The 23,364-nt window shown below is 73.0% G+C and carries 22 protein-coding genes and 1 tRNA gene; 14 read left to right on the forward strand and 9 right to left on the reverse strand.

The annotated features are described in order from the left end of the window. The first annotated feature begins 108 nt into the window (after positions 1-108). From BLV76_RS20300 to BLV76_RS20360, 13 genes are all read left to right on the forward strand, one after another. Positions 109-1,209 (forward strand): polyprenyl synthetase family protein, encoded by a 1,101-nt coding sequence (locus tag BLV76_RS20300; protein ID WP_090971597.1) that lies wholly within the window; start codon positions 109-111, stop codon positions 1,207-1,209. After that, positions 1,206-2,090 carry a phytoene/squalene synthase family protein gene (locus tag BLV76_RS20305; protein ID WP_090971599.1) on the forward strand — a complete coding sequence of 295 codons (885 nt, stop codon included), beginning with the start codon at positions 1,206-1,208 and terminating at the stop codon, positions 2,088-2,090. The genes BLV76_RS20300 and BLV76_RS20305 overlap by 4 nt, the downstream gene beginning before the upstream one ends. Continuing rightward, positions 2,087-3,727 carry a phytoene desaturase family protein gene (crtI, locus tag BLV76_RS20310; RefSeq protein WP_217630409.1) on the forward strand — a complete coding sequence of 547 codons (1,641 nt, stop codon included), beginning with the start codon at positions 2,087-2,089 and terminating at the stop codon, positions 3,725-3,727. Before BLV76_RS20305 ends, crtI begins: the two co-directional genes overlap by 4 nt. After that, positions 3,724-4,089, forward strand: a complete 366-nt coding sequence (locus BLV76_RS20315) for a lycopene cyclase domain-containing protein (protein WP_090971601.1) — start codon at positions 3,724-3,726, stop codon at positions 4,087-4,089. The genes crtI and BLV76_RS20315 overlap by 4 nt, the downstream gene beginning before the upstream one ends. Continuing rightward, the gene (locus BLV76_RS20320) at positions 4,086-4,457 is read left to right on the forward strand and encodes a lycopene cyclase (protein WP_090971602.1); all 372 of its coding nucleotides are present in this window, start codon (positions 4,086-4,088) and stop codon (positions 4,455-4,457) included. The genes BLV76_RS20315 and BLV76_RS20320 overlap by 4 nt, the downstream gene beginning before the upstream one ends. After that, complete coding sequence (locus BLV76_RS20325) at positions 4,454-5,830, forward strand: cytochrome P450 (RefSeq protein WP_090971604.1); 1,377 nt, start codon at positions 4,454-4,456, stop codon at positions 5,828-5,830. The genes BLV76_RS20320 and BLV76_RS20325 overlap by 4 nt, the downstream gene beginning before the upstream one ends. After that, positions 5,827-6,987 (forward strand): glycosyltransferase family 2 protein, encoded by a 1,161-nt coding sequence (locus BLV76_RS20330; protein ID WP_090971606.1) that lies wholly within the window; start codon positions 5,827-5,829, stop codon positions 6,985-6,987. Before BLV76_RS20325 ends, BLV76_RS20330 begins: the two co-directional genes overlap by 4 nt. Beyond that, positions 6,987-7,487, forward strand: a complete 501-nt coding sequence (locus tag BLV76_RS20335) for a glycosyl-4,4'-diaponeurosporenoate acyltransferase CrtO family protein (RefSeq protein ID WP_090971608.1) — start codon at positions 6,987-6,989, stop codon at positions 7,485-7,487. Before BLV76_RS20330 ends, BLV76_RS20335 begins: the two co-directional genes overlap by 1 nt. After that, the gene (locus BLV76_RS20340; RefSeq protein WP_090971610.1) at positions 7,484-8,341 is read left to right on the forward strand and encodes a phosphatase PAP2 family protein; all 858 of its coding nucleotides are present in this window, start codon (positions 7,484-7,486) and stop codon (positions 8,339-8,341) included. Before BLV76_RS20335 ends, BLV76_RS20340 begins: the two co-directional genes overlap by 4 nt. Next, the gene (idi, locus tag BLV76_RS20345) at positions 8,338-8,940 is read left to right on the forward strand and encodes an isopentenyl-diphosphate Delta-isomerase (protein WP_090971612.1); all 603 of its coding nucleotides are present in this window, start codon (positions 8,338-8,340) and stop codon (positions 8,938-8,940) included. Before BLV76_RS20340 ends, idi begins: the two co-directional genes overlap by 4 nt. 61 nt (positions 8,941-9,001) lie before the next feature. Continuing rightward, a complete protein-coding gene (locus BLV76_RS20350) occupies positions 9,002-9,667 on the forward strand; it encodes a hypothetical protein (protein ID WP_090971614.1) in 666 nt (221 codons plus the stop codon). Positions 9,668-9,674: 7 nt separating this feature from the next. Further along, positions 9,675-11,252, forward strand: coding sequence for a Y-family DNA polymerase (locus BLV76_RS20355; RefSeq protein ID WP_090971616.1), 1,578 nt, complete (start codon positions 9,675-9,677; stop codon positions 11,250-11,252). 222 nt (positions 11,253-11,474) lie between these two features. Then, the gene (locus BLV76_RS20360) at positions 11,475-14,864 is read left to right on the forward strand and encodes an error-prone DNA polymerase (protein WP_425433738.1); all 3,390 of its coding nucleotides are present in this window, start codon (positions 11,475-11,477) and stop codon (positions 14,862-14,864) included. A 4-nt stretch (positions 14,865-14,868) separates the two neighbouring features. On the opposite strand, the gene BLV76_RS20365 is transcribed toward BLV76_RS20360, so the two are convergent. The 3 genes from BLV76_RS20365 to BLV76_RS20375 all read right to left on the reverse strand — a co-directional run bounded on the left by BLV76_RS20365 (position 14,869) and on the right by BLV76_RS20375 (position 16,272). Continuing rightward, the gene (locus tag BLV76_RS20365) at positions 14,869-15,546 is read right to left on the reverse strand and encodes an NUDIX domain-containing protein (protein WP_090971620.1); all 678 of its coding nucleotides are present in this window, start codon (positions 15,544-15,546) and stop codon (positions 14,869-14,871) included. An 82-nt stretch (positions 15,547-15,628) separates the two neighbouring features. Continuing rightward, positions 15,629-15,700, reverse strand: a tRNA-Val gene (locus BLV76_RS20370). Positions 15,701-15,768: 68 nt separating this feature from the next. Continuing rightward, positions 15,769-16,272, reverse strand: coding sequence for a PGPGW domain-containing protein (locus BLV76_RS20375; RefSeq protein ID WP_090973046.1), 504 nt, complete (start codon positions 16,270-16,272; stop codon positions 15,769-15,771). 242 nt (positions 16,273-16,514) lie between these two features. Here BLV76_RS20375 and BLV76_RS20380 point away from each other — a divergent pair, with 242 nt between their 5' ends. After that, on the forward strand, positions 16,515-16,949 hold the full coding sequence (locus BLV76_RS20380; RefSeq protein ID WP_175539770.1) for an SsgA family sporulation/cell division regulator: 435 nt from the start codon (positions 16,515-16,517) through the stop codon (positions 16,947-16,949). Positions 16,950-16,996: 47 nt separating this feature from the next. On the opposite strand, the gene BLV76_RS20385 is transcribed toward BLV76_RS20380, so the two are convergent. The 6 genes from BLV76_RS20385 to BLV76_RS20405 all read right to left on the reverse strand — a co-directional run bounded on the left by BLV76_RS20385 (position 16,997) and on the right by BLV76_RS20405 (position 23,362). Then, the gene (locus tag BLV76_RS20385; RefSeq protein ID WP_090971625.1) at positions 16,997-18,817 is read right to left on the reverse strand and encodes an ABC transporter ATP-binding protein; all 1,821 of its coding nucleotides are present in this window, start codon (positions 18,815-18,817) and stop codon (positions 16,997-16,999) included. Continuing rightward, positions 18,814-20,628, reverse strand: a complete 1,815-nt coding sequence (locus BLV76_RS20390; RefSeq protein WP_245734800.1) for an ABC transporter ATP-binding protein — start codon at positions 20,626-20,628, stop codon at positions 18,814-18,816. Before BLV76_RS20390 ends, BLV76_RS20385 begins: the two co-directional genes overlap by 4 nt. A 144-nt stretch (positions 20,629-20,772) precedes the next feature. Next, positions 20,773-21,480: an amino acid ABC transporter ATP-binding protein gene (locus tag BLV76_RS20395; RefSeq protein WP_342712307.1), complete on the reverse strand. Its 708-nt coding sequence runs from the start codon at positions 21,478-21,480 to the stop codon at positions 20,773-20,775. Between the two features lie 92 nt (positions 21,481-21,572). After that, the gene (locus BLV76_RS23240; protein ID WP_245734802.1) at positions 21,573-21,794 is read right to left on the reverse strand and encodes a hypothetical protein; all 222 of its coding nucleotides are present in this window, start codon (positions 21,792-21,794) and stop codon (positions 21,573-21,575) included. Then, positions 21,794-22,450, reverse strand: a complete 657-nt coding sequence (locus tag BLV76_RS20400) for an ABC transporter permease subunit (protein WP_245734804.1) — start codon at positions 22,448-22,450, stop codon at positions 21,794-21,796. The genes BLV76_RS23240 and BLV76_RS20400 overlap by 1 nt, the downstream gene beginning before the upstream one ends. A 6-nt stretch (positions 22,451-22,456) precedes the next feature. Beyond that, entirely contained in the window at positions 22,457-23,362 is a 906-nt protein-coding gene (locus BLV76_RS20405; protein ID WP_090971627.1) for an ABC transporter substrate-binding protein, read from the reverse strand. Positions 23,363-23,364 lie beyond the last annotated feature (2 nt).

The raw sequence follows: 23,364 nt of genomic DNA on the forward strand, positions 1-23,364 counted from the left end.
CCTTGCCTAGATTTAGTTGGAAGTGTTGCATAGATTCATCGGCATCAACAGGACGCCTGCACGACCCCACCACGAATCCACGCCACCACTGGACTGCGGGAGGACCACATGACCGGCACGATGACCGAGAGCGGGACCGAGATCAGCGTCGACATCCGGACCCCTTCCCCCAGGAACGGGCCCGACCAGGCGCTCGAGCGCGTGCTGGCCGCCGGCCGGCGTCGCGCCGGCGCGATCGACCCCCACCACGCGCTGCTCTGGGAGTCGCTGGTCCGCGCCGCCGCGGGCGGCAAGCGGTTCCGTCCCGCCCTCCTCGTCGCGACGCACGACGCGCTCGGCGGCACTGCCCCCGGGCCTGCCGCCGAGGTCGCCGCGGCGGTCGAGCTGCTCCACACCGCGTTCGTGGTGCACGACGACGTCATCGACGCCGACCACGTGCGTCGCGGCCGCCCCAACGTGAGCGGCACCTTCCGCGCCCTGGCCCGCGTCGACGGCGCCGGAGCGGCCGGCGTCGACGGCTACGGGCTGACCGCCGGTGTGCTCGCCGGGGACCTCGCGATCGCGGCTGCGGTGCGGACGGTCGCCACCTGCGGCGCCGAGCGTGGCGTGGTCGAGCACCTCCTCGACCTCTTCGACGCCGCCCTGCACGCCACCGCGGCCGGCGAGCTGGCGGACGTACGCCTGGCGCTGGGGGTGTCGCAGGCCTCGCTCGCCCAGAGCGTGGAGATGGAGGCGCTCAAGACCGGCGCCTACTCCTTCTCCCTCCCGCTGCAGGCCGGTGCGGTCCTCGCCGGCGCCGATGCCTCGACGGTCGAGCGGCTCGGCCGCGCGGGCCGGGCGATGGGCGTGGCCTTCCAGCTCGCCGACGACCTGATCGGAGTCTTCGGCGACCCCGCCCGGTCCGGCAAGAGCGCCACCTGCGACCTGCGCACCGGGAAGCAGACACCGCTGATGGTCCACGCGCGAGAGACGCTGCAGTGGGGCCGGATCAGCTCCTACCTCGGTCGCCAGCTGCGGGACGACGAGCTCGACGAGGTACGCGCGCTGCTCGTGGAGTCCGGCTCGCGGGACTTCGTCGAGGACCTCGCCGACCACTACCTCGAGGAGGCGCGCTCGGTGCTGCGCTCCGCGGGCCTCCCGGTCGAGATCCTGGACCGGGTGAGCACGCGGCCGCTGACCGCGGGCGACGACGGCGAGGTCGCGGCATGACGCTGTTCGTCAGCCGGTCCGGCACCCGCACCCTCTACGACTCGGTCTCCGAGGCCAGCTCGGCCGTGGTCATCCGCCGCTACTCCAGCTCCTTCGGGCTGGCCTCCCGGCTGCTCGCCGAGCCGGTCCGCACCCAGGTGCGCAACATCTACGCCCTGGTCCGCGTGGCCGACGAGATCGTGGACAACCCCGACCAGGGGCTGGCGCGCGAGGCTCGCGCGACGATGCTCCACTGGCTCCAGGAGGACGTGCGCCACGCCCTCGCGACCGGCTACAGCGGCAACCTCGTGGTGCACGCGTTCGCACGCACCGCCATCGACGTCGGGATCGAGGACGACGTCGTCGCCCCGTTCTTCGACTCCATGCGCATGGACCTCGACACCCGCAGTCACACGCAGGAGTCCTTCGACCGCTACGTGTACGGCTCGGCAGAGGTCGTGGGACTGATGTGCCTGCGGGCGTTCCTCGCCGCTCCCGACGCCCAGGGGCCCACCACCGCGTCCTACGACGAGCTGGCCCCCGGCGCCCGCCGTCTCGGCGCTGCCTTCCAGAAGCTCAACTTCGTCCGCGACCTCACCGACGACCACGACCTGCTCCGGCGCGACTACTTCCCCGGCCTCGACGTCGAGACGTTCTGCGACACCGACCGCGACCGCATCCTCGACGACATCGACGCCGACCTCGCCGCCGCTGCGGCCGTCGTACCACGGCTGCCCTCGAGCAGCCGCCGGGCCGTCCTCGCGGCCCACGCGACCTTCGCCGAGCTCGCCACGCGGCTGCGCGCGACGCCCGCGGAGCAGATCCGGCGTACCCGCGTCCGCGTGCCGGCAGCAGTGAAGCTGAGGCTCGTCGCGAGTGCGCTGCACGGAGGCGCCGCGTGACGATCCGCCTCCCCGAGCGCATGGCCGACGTGGTCTCGCGCCGCAACGCACCCGCCGGCGCGGGCGGTCCACGCCACGTCGTGGTCGTCGGCGGCGGCGTCGCCGGGCTCGCCACGGCCGCCCTGCTCGCCTCGCGCGGCCACCAGGTCGACCTGCTGGAGAAGAACGCCGACCTCGGTGGCCGGGTCGGCAGCGTCGAGCGCGACGGCTACCGGTTCGACACCGGTGCGTCCTGGTGGCTCATGCCCGAGGTGTTCGAGCACTTCTTCGAGCTCCTGGGCACGACGGTCGCGGCCGAGCTCGAGCTGACCGTGCTCGACCCGAGCTACCGCGTCTTCTTCGAGGGTCACCCCCACCCGGTCGACCTGCGCCCCGACCGCGAGCACAACCGGGCGCTCTTCGAGTCGATCGAGCCCGGCGCCGGCGATGCCTTCGACGCCTACCTGCGCTCGGCCGAGGACACCTACGACATGGCGCTGCGCCGGTTCCTCTACACCAGCTTCGACTCCCCCGGCGCCTTCCTGCACCCCGACGTGCTGCGCCGCGCCCCGCGGCTGGGCCGGCTGCTCACCCGGTCGCTGGAGAAGCACGTGGCCGCCTCGTTCCGCGACAACCGGCTGAGGCAGGTCCTCGGCTACCCGGCCGTCTTCCTCGGCTCGTCCCCGGACCGGACGCCGAGCATGTACCACCTGATGAGCCGCCTCGACCTGGGTGACCAGGTGCTCTACCCGCAGGGCGGCTTCACCCGCCTCGTCGAGGTCCTGGCCTCCCTGGCCAGGCGGCACGGTGCCCGACTGCACACCGGCACCGAGGTCACGCGGATCCTCACCCGGTCCGACGCCCGCGGGCGCGCCCGGGTGGCGGGCGTCGAGCACACCCGCGCCGACGAGGGCACCAGCACGGTCACCGCAGACCTCGTGGTGGGTGCCGCCGACCTGCACCACCTCGAGACGGCGCTCGTCGACCCGGAGCACCGGACCCACCCGGAGCCGGCGTGGAAGAAGCGCTCCCCCGGTCCCGGCGCGGTGCTGGCGCTGCTCGGGGTGGAGGGCCGCCTGCCGCAGCTGCCCCACCACTCGCTGTTCTTCACCGCCGACTGGGCGCAGAACTTCGGTGACATCTTCGGCTCCCGCGCCCGGGTTCCGGACCCCGCCTCGATCTACGTGTGCAAGCCGTCCGAGACCGACCCGACCGTCGCCCCCGAGGGCTGCGAGAATCTCTTCGTGCTCGTACCCGTGCCCGCCGACCCCGGCATCGGTCACGGCGGTGACGACGGCGGCGGCTCACCCGCCGTGGAGCAGGCCGCCGACCGGGCGATCGACCAGGTCGCCGCGTGGGCCGGCATCCCCGACCTCCGCGACCGCATCCGCGTGCGCCGCACCATCGGCCCGCGCGACTTCGAGACCGGCTACCACGCCTGGCGCGGCGGCGCGCTGGGCCTGGAGCACACGCTCCGCCAGAGCGCGTTCCTCCGGCCCGGCAACGCGAGCGCGAAGGTCGACGGGCTGCTCTACGCCGGCTCCACGACCGTGCCCGGCGTCGGCCTGCCGATGTGCCTGATCAGCGCCGAGCTGGTGCTCAAGCGGGTCACCGGCGACCTCTCCAGCCTCCCCGTGCCACCGCGGACGGTGCCATGAGCCCGGAGCACTTGGCCTACGTCGCGATGCTCGCGTTCTGCCTCGCGGGGACGCTGCCGCTGGTGCCCGCGTTCCGGTTGACGGTGCTGCGCTCGCCCGGGCGGCTGCTGCTGACCGTGCTGCTCGCCGGCACCCCCTTCCTGCTCTGGGACGTGTGGGCGACCCACGAGGGGCACTGGTGGTTCGACGCCGACCAGACGCTGCCCTGGCGGGTCGCCGGCCTGCCGCTGGAGGAGGTGGCCTTCTTCGTGGTGATCCCCGTCGTGTCGGTGCTGACCCTCGAGGGCGTCCGTGCCGCCAGGAGCGGCGTACGTCCGGGTGCCCGGCGCGCAGCGGCGCGCGACAGCGAGGCGGCCCGATGAGCTACACCGCCATCGCCGTGCTGTGCGTGCCGCTCGCGGTCGTGCTCGACCGCTGGGTGGCTCGCACCCGGCTGACGTCGAGCGGGGACTGGTGGGCCGCCTACGCGATCATCGTGTTCTTCCAGCTGCTCACCAACGGCTGGCTCACCGGACGCGGGATCGTGCAGTACTCCGGCGACGCGATCATCGGCAGCGGAGACCGGGCCTTCATCGGTGACGGCAGGCTCTTCTTCGCCCCCGTCGAGGACCTCGGCTTCGGCTTCGGGCTGGTGCTCGCGAGCTGCGTCGCGTGGACCTGGCTGGGCGGGCGACGTACGGCCGTGGCCGGACGCGGCGACGAATACCGACAGGGACAGCCGCGCGGATGAGCCTCGCCACCCGGCTGCAGGCGATGCAGCCCACCGACGTCGGTGTCCCCGGTCCCACGCCCCTCGACATGGCACGTGCCTTCCGGTCCGTGCGCGCCGACCCGCTGTCGTTCCTCGTCGCCGCGCGCGAGCTCCACGGCGACACCGTCTCCTTCCCGGTCCCGGGACCACCCGCGCTGCTGCTGACCGACCCCCTCGACGTCAAGCGCGTGCTCCAGACCTCGGCGCGCAGCTGGTCCAAGGAGACGGTGCAGTACGCCGCCCTCGCGCGGGTCACCGGTCCCGGCCTGCTCGCGTCCGCCGAGCCGAGCTGGATCGAGCACCGGCGAGTGGCCGCCCCCGCCTTCCACCACGAGCGCCTCGCGGCCGTGGGCGACCAGGTGCGAGCGGCAGCGCGCGAGAGCATCGAGTCCCGGCTGCGCGACGTCCGCGACGGTGACGTGGTCGACGTCGCCGCCCTCACCCACACCATCGGGCTCGACGCGGTGGGTCGCGCGCTCTTCGGCGCCGACCTCTCCGGCCAGGCCCAGGACCTGCTCGCGGCCACGAGCTCGTCGGCCGACATCGTCGTCCGGCTCGGCCGTTCGATCGTGCCGACGGCCGAGTGGGCACCCTCGCGCACGAACCTCCGGCTCCGCTCCGCGCGACGCCGCCTCGACCGCGGGGCGGCCGAGATCATCGCCCAGCGCCGCGCCCGGCACCGGACCGGCGGGACGACCACCCACGGCGACGACCTCCTCGGCCTCATGCTCGACAGCGGCATGGACGACCGTGGCATCCGCGACGAGCTGGTGACGATGGTGATCGCCGGGCACGAGACGGTGGCCGCGGCGCTGGCGTGGACGCTGATGCTGCTGGCCGAGCACCCCGTCGAGCAGGAGCGGGTCGCCGCCGAGCTCGCCGCGCACCCCGGCCCGGTCTCCCTCGTCGGACACCGCGAGCAGCTGCCCTGGACGCGCGCCGTGGTCGACGAGGCACTGCGCCTCTATCCGCCGGCGTGGGTGATCTCCCGGCGCTCGCGGGAGCCCGACGTGCTCGCCGGTCGCGAGGTGCCGGCCGGCACGCTCGCGATCATCAGCCCGTGGCTCGTGCACCGTCGCGCCGACCTCTTCCCCGACCCCCTCGCCTTCCGCCCGGAGCGGTTCGTCGACGGACCTGTCCGCACCGGCTACCTCCCGTTCGGACAGGGGCCACGGCTGTGCATCGGTCGCGAGTTCGCGCTCGGCGAGATGGTCGTCGTGCTCGCCGAGCTGCTGCGCGGGTCCCGCCTCGAGACCCCGCCGGGCTGGGTGCGACCCGAGCCCCAGGCGCACGCTGCGGTGCATCCCCGCGGCGGGATGCCACTCGTCGTACGTCATCGCGGAGCCGCATGAGCGCCGTCGCGCTGGCCACCGACCTGGTCCTGCTCGCCGTCCTGGTCGCGGTGGCGGCCGCGGCGCACCGCTGGGTGGCGGACCTCCGCACCCTGCCGCCGACGCCCGCTCCGGCGGTCGGGCCCGCCCCCTCGGTGTCGGTGGTCGTGCCGGCTCGCGACGAGGCGCTCGCGCTGCCCCGCCTCCTGCGTGCCCTGGCCGAGCAGTCCGTGCCGCTGGCGGAGGTGGTTGTCGTCGACGACGCGTCGAGCGACGACACCGCGGCGGTCGCCCGCGACCTCGGCGCCCGCGTCGTCCCGGCCGGGCGTCCGCCCGCGGGCTGGACGGGCAAGGCGTGGGCGTGCCACGTCGGCGCCGCGACGACCACGGGTGATCTGCTGCTTTTCCTCGATGCCGACGTGACGCTGGCGCCCGACGCGACCGCACGCCTGCTGGAGGCCCACCGACGGCACGGCGGACTGGTGTCCGTGCAGCCGCACCACCGCGTGGTGCGGCCCTACGAGCAGCTGTCCGCCTGGTTCAACCTGGTCGCCGTGATGGCGAGCGGCGCCTTCACCCGCACACCGCGCGGCACCCCGATGGCCTTCGGGCCGTGCCTCCTGACCTCCCGCGACGACCTCGCGCGCAGCGGCGGCCACGAGGCCGTGCGCGGCGCGATCCTCGACGACGCCGCCCTCGCCGGTGCCTACGACCGGGTCGGCCTGCCGGTCTGGTGCGCTGTGGGCGGCGACGCCGCCCGGATGCGCAGCTACCCGGGCGGACTGCGCCGCCTCGTGGCGGGGTGGTCGAAGAACATCGCGTCCGGCGCGACCGCCGCCGACCCGCGGGCGGCGGTGACCACTGTCGCCTGGGTGGCGACGCACCACGCCGTCGCCGTCGGCGCCGTCCTGGCCCTGCTGGCCCCCGTGACCTCCGCGGAACCTGTCGGCAGCCCCGCCCTGTGGGCGATCGCCTACGCCGCCACGGCACTGGACGTCCGCAGGCTGCTGCACCGCGTCGGCACCTTCCGCTGGTGGACGTGGCTGCTGTTCCCGGTGCCGCTGCTCGCCTTCGACCTCGTCTTCGCGCGCTCCCTCGTGGACACGACAGTCCGTCGCTCGGTGCGGTGGCGCGGGCGCGAGGTCGACCTCCGCCGGTCGCCCGAGGAGGCCGCCTGATGCTGCAGCTGGTGATGCCGCAGACCTGGACCGTCGTCGTCGACGTGATCGCGTGGGGTCTCTTCCACGCGCTCACCGGCTACGCCGCGCACCGGCTGCCGGACCGTCGGTTGGCCCGTGACGGCTGGGGCCTCCGGCAGCGCCGCTTCGAGGACGGCGGCCGGTGGTACCGCCGTCGGCTGCGGATCCACCGGTGGAAGGACCGGCTGCCGGAGGCCGGTGCACTGTTCGCCGGCGGCATCAGCAAGCGCGAGCTGCCGGCACTCGACGTGGACGGGCTCCGGGTCTTCGTGCGCGAGACCCGGCGCGCCGAGCTCGCGCACTGGTGGGCGCTCTGGTGCGGTCCGCTCTTCGTGCTGTGGAACCCGCCGCTGCCCGCGGCGCTCCTCGTCACCTACGGCGTGCTGGTCAACCTTCCCTTCATCGCCATCCAGCGTCACAACCGCTTCCGCACCCAGGCGCTGATCGAGCGGCTCGAGCAGCGTCGGACGCGCGCATGACCACCCGGGACGAGGCACCACCACGCCCCTCGCCACCCGCCGAGCAGGCGCCCTCGCGGCACGGACCCATCGCCCAGCTGCTCATCGCCTGGTCCCCGCTGAGCCTGATCCTGGTCTGCTACTGGGTCGCGCAGTGGGTCACGGCCCCGCTGGGCACCGGTGACGCCGCCGACACCAACCGCCTGGGGGCCGGCCTGCACGTCCTGGGGCCGGCGCGGGGCGACGAGGCCCTGTTCGGCACGGTGCCGACGGTGTGGCTGCAGGCGCAGGTGGTCGACGGGACGGCCCACTGGTGGGACGCACTGGCCGCCCTCGTCTACGTGACGCACTTCCTCACCATCCCGCTCATCACGGCCGTGGCCTGGTTCCGGCTGCGCGACCGCTTCGGGGAGTGGCTGACGGCCGTTCTCACGATGTCGGTCCTCGGCATCGCCGTCTACCTGGCCTACCCCGCCGCCCCGCCGTGGCTGGCTGCCGATCTCGGCGCCGTCGGGCCGGTGGAGCGCATCTCCTCGCTCGGGTGGCACTCGCTCGGCCTCGACCCGGTCGCGCGGCTGGTCGAGTCCGGGCAGTCCGGCAGCAACCCGGTCGCCGCGATGCCGTCGCTGCACGCGGCGGCGGCGCTGCTCGCGGCGCTCTTTCTCTGGCGCTCGGTCGGCACGGCCTGGCGCATCACCCTGGCGGCGTACGCCCTCGCGATGGCGCTGACGCTGGTCTACACCGGCGAGCACTACGTCGTCGACGTGGTCGCCGGCTGGACCGTCGCCGCGATCGGGGCGGCGGCAGGACACCTCGTGCGCTCCGCCACTCGTCCCCCTCACCCACCCCGTCCGTCCCGCAGGAGGACCTCATGACCTCGCACACCGACCCCACGACGACGACGCTCGAGCCCGAGCAGGTCGTCCTGCTCGACGAGCAGGGCCGGTCCATCAGCACCGCGGACAAGGCCACCGTGCACCACGCGGCGACCCCCCTGCACCTCGCCTTCTCCTGCTACCTCTTCGACGCCGACGGGCGGGTGCTGGTCACCCAGAGGGCGTTGCACAAGGCGACCTTCCCCGGCGTCTGGACCAACAGCTGCTGCGGCCACCCCGCCCCGGGCGAGTCGATCTCCGAGGCGGTGGGCCGCAGGGTCGAGCAGGAGCTCGGCACCTCGATCTCCGGCCTGCGCCTGCTGCTGCCCCGCTTCCGCTACCGCGCCGAGCAGGACGGGGTCGTCGAGAACGAGATGTGCCCGGTCTTCGTCGCGACCACAGATGGCCCGGTCGTCCCGGACCCGGACGAGGTGGGCGACGTCGCGTGGGAGCCGTGGGCGCAGTTCCGCGCCGCCGTCCTGGACGGTTCCCGGCAGGTCTCGGTGTGGTGCCGCGAGCAGGTCGCCCAGCTCCCGGAGGACCCGCGCAGCGCTGCACCGGCCTCTCCGGACGACCTGCCCCCGGCTGCTCGCGCCTGACCACCCCCCGCGGGCGCCTCCCCGCTTGACGTGGTTCGAACACGTGTTCGATCATGGGTGCATGTCGTCCAGCCGGTCCGTCGCAGCGCTCGATCCGCGGCGATCGGTGGTCGAGCAGCTGCGTGAGCGGGTCGCCCAGATGGAGGACAAGCCTGCCGGACAACCGGTGCCGACGTTGCCCGGTCTCGCAGACCTGGTCCCCCTGCACGCGGGACAGACCTATGCCGTGGACAGCGCGTCGCTGGCGCTCGCACTGGCGGCCGGCGCCTCGCAGGCGGGCGAGTGGGTCGGCTTCGCGGGCTGTGCCGACTTCGGTGCGGAGGCGGCCGCGGAGCTGGGCGTCGAGCTCTCCCGCACCGTGCTGGTGCCCGACCCCGGCGAGCACTGGCTCGAGGTCGCGGCTGCCCTCGTCGACGTGCTCCGGGTGGTCGTGCTGCGCCCACCCGCCTCCGTCGACGAGCGCACCGCCGGCATCCTCGACTCGCGGCTGCGCACGCGCTCGTCGGTGCTCGTGGTGCACGGCGACTGGCCGCGGGCGACCGCACGGGTGTCCGTGGAGGGATCTGCGTGGACCGGTCCCGTGGCCGGCACCGGACAGCTGGAGGAGCGCCGGGCACGCGTCGTCGTACGCCGCGGGGCACGGCCCGCGCAGCACGCCGACCTGACCTGGCCCGGACTGCGCCGGCTCGAGGCACCGGTCCGTGAGCTGCGCCAGGCATCCGGGTGAGGGTCGGATGAGGGTGATGGTGGTGTGGTGCCCCGACTGGTCGGTGGTCGCCGCGCTCGACGAGGCGGAGCGCTCGCCCCGCTCCCCCGCCGCCGTGCTCTCCGCCAACGTCGTCGAGGTCTGCAACGGGCCCGCCCGGTCCGAGGGGGTGCGCCGTGGGCAGCGGCGCCGCGACGCGCAGTCCCGCTGCCCGAAACTGGTGCTGCTGCCGGCCAACGCCGACCGCGACGCCCGTGCCTTCGAGCCCGTGCTGTCGGTGGTCGAGGACCTGCGGCCCGGGGTAGCCGCCCTGCGTCCCGGTCTGCTCGCCGTCCGCGCGCCGGGCAGCTGGTACGGCACGGAGTCCGACGCCGCGGCGACGGTCTGCCAGGCGCTGGTCGAGAGCGGCGTGTGGGACGTGCGGATCGGGATCGCCGACGACCTCTTCACCGCCGAGCAGGCAGCCCGCACGGCCGAGGTGCAGGCGTGGGAGGTCGTCCCGGCGGGAGGGTCGGCGGCCTTCCTGCGGGTGCTGCCGGTGCACGTCCTGCAGGGCGACGGCGCGCCCGGTCGCGACCTGGTCAGCCTGCTCCAGCGGCTGGGGCTCCGCACGCTCGGCGACCTGGCCGACCTGCCGGGCGACGCCGTCGAGCACCGGCTCGGCACCTACGGCGCGGCAGTACGACGCCGGGCTCGCGGCGAGGACCCGACCCTCTTCGCCGCGCGCACCCCGCCGCCCGAGCTCGAGGCCGACGTCGTCTTCGAGCCGCCGCTCGACTCGGTCGAGGCGATCACCTTCAGCGTCCGCACCACGGCCGAGGCCTTCCTCGACCGGCTCGCCCACCACCAGCTGGTCGCGACCGGCGTGCAGGTGGTCGCCGAGACCGACGCGGTGGTCTGCTCGTCGCGGGTGTGGCTGCACCCGCGCCACTTCACCGCCCGCGACCTCGTCGACCGGGTGCACTGGCAGCTCCAGTCCGCCGGGACGACGAGCGGTGCCGGCAGCATGCGGGCCCGCAAGTCCGTCGGGCGCGTGCGGGCACCGATCGACCGGATCCGCTTCGTCCCCGAGGTCGTCGAGCCGGCAGCCGCGCACGGCGAGGCCCTGTGGGGCGCCGCGTCCGACGACCTCGTCGAGCGCGGTGTGGCGCGGGTGCAGGGGATGGTCGGCTTCGACGCCGTGCGCCGACCCGTGCTGCAGGGCGGTCGCAGCCCCGCGGCGCGGCAGGCGCTGGTGCCGTGGGGCGAGCGCGCCGTCGACCTCCGGCCCGTCGACCGGCCCTGGCCGGGACGGGTGCCCGGACCCGCCCCGGTGCGGGTCTTCGCCACGCCGCCCGCGGCCGAGGTGGTCGACGAGACCGGGCGCGAGGTGCGGCTGACCGACCGGGGCGTCGTCACCGGGGACCCGCGGCGCTTCCGGGTCGGCTCCGGTGTCCTCCCGTGGCAGCCGGTCACGGCCTGGGCAGGACCGTGGCCGATCGACGAGGGCTGGTGGGCCGGCGGCTCCGGGATCACCGCACGCTTCCAGGTGGTCGGCGCGGACGGGCGCGCGTGGCTGCTGGTGCGCGCCCCCGAGGGCTGGTCGCTGGAGGCGGCATATGACTGAGCGATCTCGTGAGCTCGGAACGCGGGCCCGACGTGGGCACCTCCCCGTGTGGGACAGCGCTCGGTGCCCGCGATCGTCTGGGCGGACGAGCACGGGCGTGGAGCGAGGAACGAGCGGAGCGTTCGCGCGCAGGGGGGAAGACGATCGCTTCCGGGGCAGCGAGCACGCGCCGGAGCGAGGAACGAGCGGAGGCGCCACATAGTGGGCTGGAACAACCCGGCCATGCACTGGAAGGAGCTCGAGCGGAGGCTGAGCGGCCTGCCCGGTGCCGACGACGCCCCGGTGTCACGCCGCAAGCACGCACCCCCCGACGCCCGGGCGATCGAGCGTCCGGCCGACGTGACGCCCTACGCCGAGCTGCACTGCCACAGCAACTTCAGCTTCCTCGACGGCGCGAGCTCACCCGTCGAGCTGGTCGAGGAGGCGGTGCGGCTCGGCCTGCACGCCCTTGCGATCACCGACCACGACGGCTTCTACGGCGCCCCGCTGCTCGCCGAGGCCGCGGCCGTCCACGGCCTGACCACGGTCTTCGGAGCCGAGCTCTCGCTGGGCCTCCGCGGTCCGCAGAACGGCGTACCCGATCCGGAGGGCAGCCACCTGCTCGTGCTCGCGCGTGGCGTCCAGGGCTACCACCGGCTGGCCGCCGCGATGACCGACGCGCACCTGCGCGGCGACGAGAAGGGGCGTCCGGTCTACGACCTCGCCGAGCTCGGCGAGCAGGGGCGGGGCCACTGGGTGGTGCTGACCGGGTGTCGCAAGGGCACCGTCCGCCAGGCGCTGGCCCACGGCGGCGAGCCCGCCGCGGCGGAGGAGCTCGACCGGCTGACGTCGCTCTTCGGTCTCGAGCACGTCGTGGTCGAGCTGTCCCCCCGCCCGGGTGCCGACGCGACCAACGCCGCCCTCGTGCGACTCGCGGGCGTGCACGGGCTCGACGTGGTGGCCGCCGGCAACGTCCACCACGCGACGCCCCGGCAGCACCGGCTGGCCTCCGCGATGGCCGCGATCCGCTCGCGTCGCAGCCTCGCCGACCTCGACGGCTGGCTCGACCTGTCGGCCTCGGCCCACCTGCGCAGCGGCGCGGAGACGGCCGCCGCGCTGTCGTCGTACCCCGACAGCATCGGCGACCGGGCCGTCGCGCGCAGCGTCACCCTCGCCGACGAGCTCGCCTTCGACCTGCGCAAGGCCTCGCCCGCACTGCCCAAGCGGCAGATCCCGGAGGGACACACGGCCGACTCGTGGCTGCGCGTGCTGGCGGAGCAGGGCTTCGCCGAGAGGTACGCCGGCGTGCCCCACGAGGCCGCGGCACGCGAGCGGATGGAGCACGAGCTGCGGGTCATCGGCGAGAAGGACTTCGCCGGCTACTTCGTGATCGTCCACGACATCGTCGCCTTCGCACGTAGCCGCCGGATCCTGTGCCAGGGGCGCGGGTCGGCGGCAAGCTCGGCAGTCTGCTTTGCCCTCGGCATCACGGCCGTCGACGCCGTCTTCTACGACCTCCCCTTCGAGCGGTTCATCTCCGCGCACCGCGACGAGGAGCCCGACATCGACGTCGACTTCGACTCCGACCGCCGCGAAGAGGTGATCCAGTGGGTCTACGACACCTACGGTCGGCGCAACGCCGCGCAGGTCGCCAACGTGATCGCCTACCGGCCGCGGATGGCGGTGCGCGACGCGGCCAAGGCGCTCGGCCACTCCCCGGGCCAACAGGACGCGTGGTCCAAGCAGATCGACGGCTGGTCGTCGGTGGTGGCCGGTGACGCCGGTGACACCAGCGCCCACGACGTCCCCGCTCCTGTCGTGGCGCTCGCCGAGGAGCTGATGGGCGCTCCGCGCCACCTCGGCATCCACTCGGGCGGGATGGTGCTCACCGAGCAGCCGATCGGCGAGGTCTGCCCGATCGAGCGCGCCCGGATGGACAGGCGCACCGTGCTCCAGTGGGACAAGGACGCCTGCGAGTCGATGGGGCTGGTGAAGTTCGACCTGCTCGGGCTCGGGATGCTGGGCGCGCTCGACCACATGATGCGGCTGGCCGGAGACCACCTCGGCGAGCGGTGGGACCTCGCGACGATGCCGAAGGAGGAGCCGGCCGTCTACGACATGCTCTGCCGCGCCGACTCGATCGGCGTCTTCCAGGTCGAGAGCCGTGCCCAGATCGGCACGCTCCCCCGCCTGCGTCCCCGCGAGTTCTACGACCTCGCCATCGAGATCGCGCTGATCCGTCCCGGCCCGATCCAGGGAGGTGCCGTACACCCCTACGTCCGGCGCGCGACCGGGCAGGAGGAGGTGACCTACGACCACCCAGAGCTCGTGCCGGTGCTGGAGCGGACCAAGGGGGTGCCGCTCTTCCAGGAGCAGCTGATGGCGATGGCGGTGACCCTCGGCGACTGCAGCCGTGACGACGCCGACCTGCTCCGACGGGCGATGGGCTCCAAGCGCGGCGTGGAGCGGATCGAGTCGGTCAAGGCCACCCTCTACACCGGCATGGCCAAGCGCGGCATCACCGGCGACCTCGCCGACTCCATCTACGTGAAGATCCTGTCCTTCGCGAACTTCGGCTTCGCCGAGTCGCACGCCCTGTCCTTCGCCCTGCTGGTCTACGCCTCGTCGTGGTTCAAGCTGCACTACCCGGCGGCGTTCCTGGCCGGGCTGCTGCGCAACCAGCCGATGGGGTTCTACTCCCCGCAGTCGCTGGTCGGCGACGCGCGCCGGCACGGGGTCGACGTACGCCGTCCCGACATCACGCGATCGGCGGCCCAGGCCGACCTCGAGCCCGTCGTGGTCGGGCCGGTCGCGCCGACCGGGCCCGCAGCGTGCTGCGAACCGCACCACTCCCGCGTCGAGTGGGTGCCGGGCACCCCCGACCCGGTGCCCGTCCACCGCCGCGACGGGATGCTCGCCGTACGCCTCGGGCTCGACTCCGTGCGCGGCATCGGCCTCGACGTGGGGCGCCGGATCGTGGCGGCGCGCGAGGAGGCCCCCTTCACCGGGGTCACCGACCTGTCGCGTCGCGCGGGGCTGACCACGACCCAGCTGGAGGCGCTGGCGACCGCGGGGGCGTTCGAGCCGTGGGGCCTCGACCGCCGCGAGGCGCTGTGGACCGCCGGCTTCTCCGAGGCCGCCGACCACCTCCCCGGCACGACCCCGGCCCCCGCCGCGCCGATGCTCCCGGGAATGAGCGCGCCCGAGATCACGCTCGCCGACCTCTGGGCCACCGGGGTCTCCCCCGAGCGGCACCCGGTCGAGCACCTGCGCGACGACCTCCGCCGGGCGGGGGTCCGCTCGATCGCCGAGCTCGAGACGGCGGAGTCGGGTCGCCGGGTCCACGTGGGCGGGCTGATCACGCACCGCCAGAGACCCGGCACGGCCATGGGCGTCACCTTCCTCAACCTCGAGGACGAGACCGGCATGCTCAACGTCGTGGTCTCGGTCGGCGTGATGAAGGCCCACCGCCAGGCGGCTCGCAACCGCGTCGCCGTCGTCATCCGCGGCCGCCTCGAGCGCAACGAGGGCGTCACCAACCTCGTCGCCGACAAGGTCGAGGGCATCGACGTGGTCGTCCCCGGCGCCGGTGCCGTGCTCCAGGCGCGCGCGTCGTCGCGCGACTTCCGATGACGGCTCAGCGGGCGAAGGGACCCCGCAGCGCGGCCCACTGGAGCAGCATCACGGTCTTGGCGTCGAGGATCGTCGTGCCGATCCCGTCGAGCGCCACGTCGAAGTCGAGCTCGACGGTCTCGATGTGCTCACCCTCCGCCTCGACCCCGTGCCGGGTGCCCGACAGGTCGCCGCGCGTGTAGGGCGCGGCGAAGAAGAGCAGCTTCTCGGTGACCGACCCGGGGCTCATGTAGACGTCGAAGAGGTGCTCGACCTCACCGACCTCGACGCCGGTCTCCTCGAGGGTCTCGCGGCGCATCGCGCTCTCGCCGTCCTCCTCCTCGATCAGCCCGGCCGGCGTCTCGAGCAGCATCCCGTCCGGGTGGTCGTTGACGTAGACCGGGAAACGGAACTGCCGGGTCAGCAGGACCGTGCGGCGGGAGACGTCGTGGAGCAGGATCGTCGCGCCGTCGCCGCGGTCGTAGGTCTCGCGCCGCTCGGTCTGCCAGGTGCCGTCGGCACGCTGGATGTCGTACGTCGTCGCCCGCAGGACATACCAGTCCGAGCTCAGCAGCTCGACGTCGCGCACCACGACGGCGGGGTTGCGGTCCAGGTCGCGGCCAGTGAGGTGCAGGCCGGTGCGACCGCGGCCGTCGGGAACGTCGGCGCCAGGGGTGCCGGCGCCGGGGATGTCGTTGCTCATGCCTCTGGGACGCGGTCGGCGGGTGAGCGGTTGTCAGGCATGTGAAAGGCCCCGGACCAGCGATCCGGGGCCTGCACTCGGGTGGGCGATACTGGGTTCGAACCAGTGACCTCTTCGGTGTGAACGAAGCGCGCTACCACTGCGCCAATCGCCCGAGCTCGGGTGAACGTTAACGCATGGGGTCGGCCGAGCAGGAATCGGGTCGGCCCGGCCGGGTGCGGGTCACCGGCGGCCCTGTCGCTCGCGGTCGCCGCGGTCGTGGTCAGCGGTCTCGATCTCGCGCGTCAGCTCCTCGAGCGCCTCGGGCTTGCCGTGGAAGCGGCGGTAGCTGTAGACGATCAGCGCGGCAGCGATGATCGCCGACCCGATCTGCGTGATGCCGGTCCACATGCCGCCCGGGAGCCACCAGGAGTCGGAGAGGGGCCACCAGCCGGGAGCGGGCGGGTAGACGATCCAGAGCACGCCGCACGCGACGAGCGCGAGCGCTCCCAGGCACGAGGCGATGATCCGGGGCCACGACTCGACGCCCTCGGCCGCGCCCTTGAGGGCGCGCAGGCGGACGGGCTCGACGCGGCGCTCGGCCCAGTCGTACTGCTGGGACAGGAGGGCCAGTCCACCGAAGATCCCGAGCAGCCCGGGGCCGGGCAGGAAGATCATCGCCACGCCCAGGAGCAGCAGGAGCCACCCGAGACCCTCGAACACGATCCGCCTGGCTGCGCCTGTCATGGCCACAACCTATCCAGAGGCTCCCCACACCCGTCTGGACCAGTCGGATGAGGGCAATCCGTATCCCGGCCGTCTCCGAATCGTTAAGCAATTCTCAAGACTCGCACGAGTCATCACGAAGGGCCGGTCCAGACCGGCCCGGGTCATATTTGGCCGTTTCGCATCATCAGGGGGTTCGCATGCCGTCTCATGAGCAACACCAACCCGGGAGCCCCCGCCCCGGGAGACACCTAGGAGACCCGATGAACATGTCCGGAGGCGGCCACACCCTGTCCGACGTCGCGTTGGACATCACGGTCGAGTGCATGGACGACCGCGGCATCCGGCACGAGATCGACACGGTCCTCGGCTACCGCAGCGGCGACCCGTTCGCCGTGGCGATGACCTTCGTCACCGCCGACGGCAACCTCGTGTGGACGTTCGGTCGCGATCTCCTCATCCGGGGCACCGAGAAGCCCACCGGCGAGGGCGACGTGCACGTGGCACCCGCCATCGGCCTGTCGGGTCGCGCCATGGTCAGCATCGAGCTCAGCTCGCCCGACGGCCACCTGGTCCTGCTGGCCCGCTCCTCCGACATCAACGACTTCCTCGACCGCACCGCCGCGATCGTCGCGCCGGGCGCCGAGTCCGACTTCTTCGACGCCGACCTGCTCATCAGCCAGGTCCTCTCCGCCTGAGAGCCCGCCTGGTCTTCCTCTGGACCCGCTCGCCCGGCCTCCGCGCCTCAGGCGCGGGAGTGCTGCGCGATCCAGCTCGCGTGGAGCCCGGCGTAGACGCTGCCGTCCTGGGTGACCAGCTCACGGTGCGGCCCACGCTGCACGACCCGGCCCTTGTCGACGACGATCACCTCGTCGGCGCTCTCGGCCGTCGACAACCGGTGCGCGATCGTGACCGAGGTGCGCGACTGCATCAGCCGCTCCAGCGCCCGGCCGATCTGCATCTCCAGCGCGGGGTCGACGGCGCTGGTGGCCTCGTCCAGCACCAGCAGGTCGGGGTCGGCGAGGTGCGCCCGCAGCAGGGCCACGAGCTGCCGCTCCCCCGCTGACATCGACTCGCCGCGCTGGCCCACCGCTGTGTGCAGCCCGCGCGGCAGGCCGGCCAGCCACTCGTCCAGGCCGAGCTCGGTCGCCGAGGCCCGGATCTCGTCCTCGGTCGCTTCGAGCTTGCCGTAGCGGACGTTGGCGGCGATCGTGTCGTCGAAGAGGAAGCCCTCCTGCGGCACCAGCACCACGCTGCGCCGCAGTGAGCGCGCGTCGATGCGGCGCACGTCGACGCCGTCGAGCATGACCGCACCCTCGACGGGGTCCATCAGGCGGGTCAGCAGCTTGGCGAAGGTCGACTTGCCGGAGCCGGTCTCGCCGACGATCGCGATGCGGGTGCCGGCGTCGATGGCGAGGTCGACGTCGCGCAGCACCGGCGGACCGCCGGGGTAGGAGAACGTCACGTCGGCGAACCGGACGTCGATCGGGCCGCGCGGGAGCGCCTCGCCCTCGGGGCCGGGGTCGACCAGGTCGGCCGGCGTCTCGAGGATGCCGAGCACCCGGCGCCAGCTCGAGATGGCGTTCTGCGCGTCGGTGAGGATCTGCGTGCCCATCTGCACGGGGCCGACGAACAGCGACACGAGGAACGCGAAGGCGAGCACCTTGCCTGGCGTCATGTCACCGGTGAAGCCGAGCCAGACGCCGATGACGATGACGCCGGCGTTGGCCAGCCCGGCCGAGATGCCACCGAGCGAGAACGACGTGACGGTGTACTTCTGGGCGTTGATGTAGGCGTCCTGCCAGTCCTGGATCGCGGTGTCGATGCGCGCCTGGGTGCGGTCCTCGACCCCGTTGGACCTGACCACCGCGGCGCCGACCACGGGCTCGGAGATCGCGCCGAGCAGCACGCCCACCTGGTGGCGTACGACGGTGTAGGCGGCCGACAGCTTCTTCTGGAACCAGCGGATCGAGAGGAACAGCGGGGCGAAGGCGATCCACACGACCGCGGCGAGCTGCCAGCTGTAGACCAGCATCAGCACGGTGGCGACCAGCATCTGGCCGATGCTCACCACGAAGATCAGGCCGCCGAAGACGAGGAACTGGCTGACCTGGTCGACGTCGGTGGTGACCCGGGAGACCAGGGCTCCGCGTCGCTCGGTGTTCTGCGTGAGCAGGGGCAGGTCGTGGACGTGGCGGAACGCCTTCGCGCGCAGCGTGGCCAGGCCCCGCTCGGAGGTGGTGAAGAGCCGGCGCGTCATGGCGTAGGACGCATAGCTGGTCACCGCGATCGCGAGGGCCGCGAGCACGCCCATCCAGAGGACGTAGTCGAGGCGGGGCCCGCCTGCGGCACCGAGGCCCTTGTCGAGGGTCTGCTGCACCGCGATGGGGACGACGACCTGGCCGCACGAGGCGAGCACGGCGAGGACCAGCGTGAGGCGGAGTCCCTCGCGGAGCTCCGGTGAGTACTTCATCCCGAGGCGGATCGTCGCCATGGCGCCGATGTCCTCGCCGGAGTCCATCGTCGTGCCGGCGGTGGCCGTCGGCTCGGTCGACGTGGTGCTCATCGGGCGCTCCCCTCGGTGGTCTCGGCAGCCTCGGCCGGCGTCTCGTAGGCGTTGACCAGCTGCGCATAGGCCGGGCTGGTGGCGAGCAGGTCCTCGTGGGTGCCGCGCCCCACGATCCGGCCGTCCTCGAGGTGGAGCACCTCGTCGGCCAGCGAGATCGTCGCCTTGCGGTAGGCGACGACCAGCAGCGAGGCCGCTGCGGCGTCGTCGCGCTCCTCGCGCAGCGAGGCGAGGATCCGCGCCTCCACCTCGGGGTCGACGGCGGAGGTGGCGTCGTCGAGGATCAGCAGGCGCGGCCGACGCACGAGTGCGCGCGCCAGGGACAGCCGCTGGCGCTGCCCCCCGGAGAGCGACGTGCCCCTCTCCCCCAACCGGGTGTCGAGTCCCCCGGGCAGCGCGGCGACGAAGCCGTCGGCCTGCGAGGTGCGCAGCGCGTCCCAGACGACGTCGTCGGGGACGTCGGCGCCGAGGGTGACGTTGCCGCGGACGGTGTCGTCGAACATGAAGGCGGTCTGCGGCACGAGGGCGACGTCGCGCGGCAGCTCGCCGCGGCGCAGGCCCTTGAGGTCGTGGCCGTCGATGCGGATCTCCCCTGCGTCGGGGTCGACCAGGCGGGTCATCAGGCTGGTGAGCGTGCTCTTGCCCGACGCGGTGGCACCGACGAGGGCGACCGTGCGGCCCGGCGTGACGTCGAACTCGACGCCGCGCAGCAGCGGGGTGTCGGCGTCGTAGGAGTAGTGCAGGCCGTCGACCTCGAGCAGGGCGCCGGTCGAGGTGCGGGGCAGCGTGTCGTCGCCGTAGGCCATGTTGCCCTGCGCGTCGAGCACGGCCTGGGCGCGGCGGTAGCCGACGACGGAGCGGGGGAACTCGCCGAGCAGCCAGCCGATGGCCCGGATCGGGAAGGCGACGATGGTGAGCAGGTAGGCGATCGTCACGACGTCGCCGGCGTCGGTGGCACCGCTGGTCACCCGGGCGACGCCGACGGCGAGCACGACGAGGACGCCGAGGTTGGGCAGGCTGGCCAGCGCGGGGTCGAACACCGCACGGATGCGACCGGCGCGGACGTTGACGTCACGAAGCTCGTCGACCTTGACCCGGAACCGGCTGGTCTCCTCGACCTCGCGGCCGAGCGTCTTCACGACCATGGCGCCGTCGAAGGACTCGTGGGCGATCTCGCTGACCTCGGCGCGCAGGCCCTGCGCCCGGGTCATGAGGGGCGAGGAGTAGTGCTGGTAGAGCAGGTTGGCGAGGACGACGGCGGGGAAGACCAGCAGCCCGACGATCGCCATCACGACGTCGGCGACGAACATCTGGATGACGGCGATCACCATCATCACCACGGTGCCGAGCGCCATTGCCAGCGGCATGATCGGCGCCCAGGCGGCCTCGACGTCGGAGTAGGCGTTGGACAGCAGCTGGCCGGTCGGGTGGCGCTGGTGCCACTCCATCGGCAGGGCGAGGTACTGGCGGGTCACCCCGCGCCGGGTGTGCGACTGCATCCGGTAGTACATGATGCCGCCCCCGAGGCGTCGCGCGACGATGCCGACGGCCCGCAGCAGCGCGACGCCCATGAAGAGCGCGACCACCCAGACCAGCATGCCGGCGCCGATCTCGCCGTCGTCGAACGCCGGGATCAGCACGTGCTGGGTCGACCAGCCGAGGACCCACGCGTCGGCGACCGTGAGCACCCCGAAGAGGACCGCCCCGGCGACGGAGACCGCGAAGATCCTGGGCTCGCGCTTGACGGCGACCCTCAGGACCCGGAAGCCGTCGAGTGTGGTGGTGCCCCGCAGCTCCGCGTCGTCGCCCACCTGTGTCGCCCGCCTCCTGGATCAGCCCTGCCACCGCCCACGGAGGTGGACGGTTGCTGATCACAACCGACCAGCCGAGTCAGGCTATTCCTCGCCACCGACAGCGGGCGAATCACCTCTGCCGCGTTCGCTGCCGGCGTACGGTCAGGCGCGGATACGCGAGAGGAAGGCGCGGGTGCGCTCCTGCTGCGGGTCGCCGATCACCTGGTCGGGGCTGCCCTGCTCGTGGATGCGGCCGTCGTGGAGGAAGCAGACCTGGTCGGCCACGTCGCGCGCGAAGCCCATCTCGTGGGTGTTGAGCAGCATCGTGACGCCCTCGCCCTTGAGCTCGGTGAGCAGGTCGAGGACCTCGCCGACGAGCTCGGGGTCGAGCGCGCTGGTGACCTCGTCGAGCAGCATCAGCCGGGGGTTGGCCACGAGGGCGCGGGCGATCGCCACGCGCTGCTGCTGGCCACCGGACAGGTCGTCGGGACGGGCGCCCGACTTCTCCGCCAGGCCGACGCGGTCGAGCATGGCCAGCCCGCGCGTGCGGGCCTCGTCGGCGCCGACGCCGTGCACGAGCCGCAGGGCGAGCGTGACGTTGCCGATGACGTCGAGGTGCGGGAACAGGTTGTAGGCCTGGAAGACCATGCCCATCCGGGAGCGGACCTCGTCGCCGTCGACCTTCGGGTCGGTGATGTCGCGGCCCTCGAAGGTGATGACGCCGTCGTCGACGACCTCGAGGAGGTTGACGCAGCGCAGGAGCGTCGACTTGCCGGAGCCCGACGCGCCGATCAGCACGACGCACTGGCCAGGCTCGATGGTGAGGTCGACCTCGCGGAGCACGACGTGGTCGCCGAACGACTTCCGCACGCCGTTCAACGACAGGAGGTCGGAGGTCTCGGGGTCCCCGCGGCGTTGTTCGGGGGAGCGCAGCGGAGGAGAAGAACGTCGTGGGGTGAGTCTCACAGGTGGCCTCCTGCTCCGTGGTAGCCCTTCTTGCGGGCGTAGCGGTCGGTCAGCCGGGCCATCGGGATGGTGAGACAGCAGAAGAGGAAGCCCGCCACGACGTAGGGGGTGTAGTTGAAGTCGATGGCCGTCTCGATCTGCGCGGCGCGGATCGCGTCGACGACGCCGAGCACGGCGATGAGGCCGGAGTCCTTCTGGAGCGAGACCAGGTCGTTCATCAACGGGGGATCACCCGGCGCCAGGCCTGCGGGAGCACGACGTGGCGCAGGGTCTGCCCGTAGGTCAGCCCGAGCGAGCGACCCGCGAGCCGCTGGCTCGGGTGGACCGACTCGATGCCGGCGCGGAACACCTCGGCGACGTAGGCGGAGTAGGACAGCACGAGCGCCGAGCAGCCCCAGAAGAGCGCGGACGTGGGCAGCCCCTGCAGGCTCAGCGCCGGACCGCCGAAGCCGAGCAGGAAGATCACCAGCAGCAGCGGCAGGCCGCGGAAGATGTCGACGTAGGCCGTGCCGACCAGGCGCAGAGGGAACGCGACGGGTCCGCGGATGGTGCGCATCACCGCGATCGTCAGGCTGAGGGCGACGATCAGCACGGCGCAGAGCACCATCACGCGGATGTTGAGCCAGAGCCCCTCGAGGACCGCGGGGAACGACGAGACCGCCTTGTCCCAGTCGAAGTAGGTCTCCTGGACCCGCTCCCACCCGGGCGAGGACACGACGAGCCCGCCGATGACCCCGAGCAGGAGCAGGGTGCTCCCCGCCGCGATCACGGCGCTGCGCAGCGTGCGGCGTCGCCGCCACTCGTTGCGCTCGCGCTGGACCTCGGAGGGCTCCCACTCCTCGGGTGCCTCGGCGGCCGCCACCTGGTCAGTCACGGACGGTCAGGAGAGCTCGGGAGCGCCCTGCTGCTCCAGCCACTCCTGCCCGATCTGGTCGAGGATGCCGTCGGTGCGCAGCGCGTCCACGGCGCCGGAGATGCAGTCGGTGAGCGGGCTGTCCTTGGCGAGCACGGCGCCGAACTGCTCGGGCTCGTCGCCGGCGAGCGGCAGCTGGCCGACGATCAGGCCGTCGTCGAGCTGGACGGCGCTCATGTAGTAGGCGGTCGGCAGGTCGACGACGATGCCGTCGATCTGGCCGTTCTTGAGCGCCTGGACGGCCTGGTCGTTGGTGTCGAAGACGGCCGGGTCCTGCGAGGGCTGGACCTGGTCGACGATCGCGTTGTAGCTCGTGGTGCCGACCTGCGCGCCGAGCTTGGCGTCGGCGAGGTCGGCGATGCTCGTGATGCCGTCGATCGCGCTGCCCTTGTTGGTGACGACGGCCTGCACGACGTCGTAGTAGCCGGACGAGAAGTCGACGGCCTTGCGGCGGGCCTCGGTGATCGAGACCTGGTTGACGTCGAAGTCGAACTCCTTGGGGCCGGGCTGGACGACCTTGTTGAAGGGCACCGTCACCCAGGCGACCTGGTCGGTGGTGTAGCCGAGCTGCTCGGCGATGGCGTAGGCCACCGCGGACTCGTAGCCCTCGCCGTTGGTCGGGTCGTTGTCGACGAACCAGGGCGAGTACGCCGGGTCGTCGGTCGCGATGGTCAGGGTGCCGTCGGCGACGGTCTCCATCGTGTCGGGGGTGCACTCGTCGGCGGCGGCCGACTCGGACGTGCCGGCGCTCTCCGAGGTGCCGGCGTCGGAGCCGCTGTCGGCCTCGTCGGTCGGGGCGCAGGCGGAGAGGGCGATCGTGGCGGTGGCGAGCGCGGCGACGGCGACCGGTCGCATCCGGGAGGTCTTCAGCATGG

The sequence above is a fragment of the Nocardioides exalbidus genome (assembly GCF_900105585.1).
In the GTDB taxonomy this organism is placed as follows: domain Bacteria; phylum Actinomycetota; class Actinomycetes; order Propionibacteriales; family Nocardioidaceae; genus Nocardioides; species Nocardioides exalbidus.